This is a genomic window from Colwellia sp. (assembly GCF_013215345.1).
GTDB lineage: Bacteria > Pseudomonadota > Gammaproteobacteria > Enterobacterales > Alteromonadaceae > Colwellia.
The window spans coordinates 1-3,187 of record NZ_JABSOV010000222.1; the positions used below are offsets into that span (position 1 = coordinate 1).

Annotated in this window: 2 protein-coding genes; one reads left to right on the top strand and one right to left on the bottom strand. The window is 39.0% G+C overall.

Annotated features, from left to right (window positions below; translation table 11 throughout):
• Positions 1-419 precede the first annotated feature (419 nt).
• A complete protein-coding gene (locus HRT50_RS18375) occupies positions 420-2,711 on the bottom strand; it encodes a TonB-dependent receptor (protein WP_291617205.1) in 2,292 nt (763 codons plus the stop codon).
• 251 nt (positions 2,712-2,962) lie between these two features.
• Between HRT50_RS18375 and HRT50_RS18380 the strand changes: the two genes are divergently transcribed.
• Positions 2,963-3,187 (top strand): LacI family DNA-binding transcriptional regulator (locus HRT50_RS18380; RefSeq protein ID WP_291617207.1); only part of this gene is annotated, 225 nt, incomplete at its 3' end.

Sequence of the window (3,187 nt, forward strand, 5' to 3'; positions counted from 1 at the left end):
CCTAATTCGCCTTGAATTCACCACGATAAATAGTCCGCTTCGGCCACCAAAGCGGTCGTTCACGCAATTGCTTTGGCATGACTTTAAAGTGCCATGTTGTCTTACCCCGTTTTCGTGGACACACTATAATTGGTGTAGAGATACAACCGGAGGTGTTTCATGGTAAAAGCCAAAAGTTATCAAAGGTACCCTGCTGAGTTTAAACGTATGGCATTACTCAAAGCTTCTGAGGACGGTGTTACCGCTAATAGTGTGTGAGAAGAGCTTGGGATCAGTTTTAGGCATATTAGTCCTTGGTTATTTTTATAATCAAAGAAGGCCACACACAGCCTTAAAATACAAAACGCCCAATGAAGTACATCAGGCGTTTTAAATTAAATTGTGTCAACCCATACTAGGACGGCTCAAACTAATACATATTAGAACTGATAGCTTACACTAAAATCAATTGTTCTAGCTAAGATGTATCGACCATTTGACGATAAGGTATCACGCGGGTCACCTTCTGTTAAACCCTCTTCATCAGTTAAATTACTTACTGATAATTGCATTTGTACTTCGTCAGAAAGGTTTATAATCATACCAAGGTCAATTTTCTCGTAACCCTCTAATATCGCCGTAGAAGTATTCGCTGAATCACTAAAACGATCATCTACTGCGCTAATCGTGCCATATAAGGTTGCATACATGCCATTATCAAATTCGATATCATAACTTGGTGTTATGCGTATTTGGTAGTTTGGTAGCCTTGGTGATTCATTGCCAATAATAGAAGAATCGCTATGCTCTGTGACTTCGGTTTTTTGCAAGGTAGCATTTAAGTTTATTGAAAAGCCATTGTCGTTGTAGTAATTAAAATCGATTTCTACCCCATAAGCTTCATTGGTAAATACTTCTGCTGGGTCACCCGGAGTTGCAACGAATGTATCGCCTTTAACTTCATTGAAAAAACCCGTTGCATATAGCTCATAGTTATCTGATGAAAACTTATAACCTAATTCAAACTGGCTAACATCTTTAATTAAATCTTCACCAGCTTGGTACGAACCAAAGTTATCTCTAAAGTCATCAAAGAAAGGCATTTTACTACCTTCACTAGCACGTATGAAAACACCCTGCTTTTTCGCAAACATCCAGTTGGCACCCACTGTCCATGCAGTGCTTGATTCATCGTAAGATACTGCTTTGGTAATTACACCATCTAAGCCTTCATCAACCGTGTATTCAATTTCGTGGTTTTCACGACGAAGCCCACCATCAATAGTTATTGCATCTGACACTTCATAAGAGGCAGCAAGGTAGAGCGCAGTGGTACGTCCATCGCCAATACTATTTATATCGTAATTCCAGCCACAGCTATCGATATTATCATTACAATCAATACCAGTAAGATTCTCGCCGCCGGGTGCAATGACATGATAAGACTGATTACCTAACGCCCACCAATCTTTCGCTGAAAAAGTAGAATTATACAAACCAGCGGTTACGCTACCCATATCAAATGTTTTGGTTAGGGCGAAATCATTGGTAAATGCTTCAATTTGCTTTTTAACTACCCAACGGCCAATTTGTTGTACATCAGTATCACCAGAGTATTCAGTACCAGTAGCACTACCGAATGCAGTGCTTCCATTATCAGCAACCGTTGATAGTTTAACCGGTGCTCCGTTTGGTACTAAACCATAGGTATCAGCATCTCCACTTGTATAAATGAAACGATCAACGAGTCCCCAACCATTATCTAATGTTAGGTTAATACTACCGCCAGATACAGAGCCATTCCAGCCACGTCCCTGACCAAAATCAACAGTTTCAGTGGTTTTATTGCCGTCAGGACCATACTGAATACTTGCTTGACGATTTAATGTACCAATTTGGGTAAATTGATTATCGACACCTTCAACATTTAGAGGTGTTGGCAAATACCAGGTGCCATGATCATCAGTTTGACGGGTATAGAGGTTAATTTTACCGTTATCTAATTCTTTCGTAATGTTGATGGTAAATTGATTGCCTTCTTCAGCATTAAAACCGGCATCGCGAACACCGGGTGAACTTTTAATATAGCCACCCATCATGAAGTACAGATCATCTGCAAGACTGCCGCTAACGACCGCGTCGACACGTTGTAAACCGTAGTCAGAAGTAGAGTATTTTATTAGACCTTCGGTATCCTCAGAACCTTCTTTTAATAGAAAGTTAGTAGTAAGCCCTGGTTGTCCATTACTTATCACTGGGTTTGTGCCACCACGGAGTGCTTCCATAAATTCTACTGTTTCATCTAATCGAAACAGGGTTGAATTTTCTAGGAAAGAAAGGGTTGGTGGTGGAAATATCGGTGCGCCTTGCAGTTGAACAGTTAAGAAAGGTGCATCTCCACCTCCGGGGAAGCCACGTACGAAAACGTTGGCACCTGAAACGCCACCTGAGCTTTCAGCCCAAACTCCAGGTATTGCTTTAAATAAATCAGCAGTACTTTTTGGTGCTAATTTTTTAATATCATCTTCAGAAAATGAGCTAACAGCAAAGCTAGCTTCTTCTTTAGCAACAGCTTTACCACTAAAAGTACCAGTAACGATAATTTTTTCAATTTTATCACTTTTATCACTTTTTGCTTTGCTAGCGACTTGTTCAGCAGCTAAAACATTATTTGCTTGGCAAAGCAATGCGATTGCAATGGTGATAGAAGATAGTTTGAAATTCTTAGTCATGTTTATGTCCCCTAATATGATAATAGCAGTAGCCTTATCAATTAATTATGTTGTTGATTACACTTTCCTACATTTCCTTACCCAGAATCAATATAGGCACGAATGCAAACGTTTGCAAGTTATTCTTGCAAACGTTTGCATTTTTATGTGGTTTCAATTGAAATACTTGCTAGTTATGCAATGATTTTTGAACATTTGCATTAATATGCTGATAAACTTTAAAGCATCATCAACCTAGGAAGTAAACACAATTGGCTAATGACAATAAATTAACTTTGGCAGGACTAGCACAGCTTGCCGGTGTTTCAACGTCAACAGTATCAAGGGCTTTGAATAACAATCCATTGATAAAAAAAGAATCTCGAGAAATCCTACAAGCTTTAGCTAAGGAGCATAATTTCAGTTTAAACAGAGCTGCAAGCCGTTTACGTACTCAAAAAACTAATGTTGTTGCTGTCATTTTAAATCTAATTGAT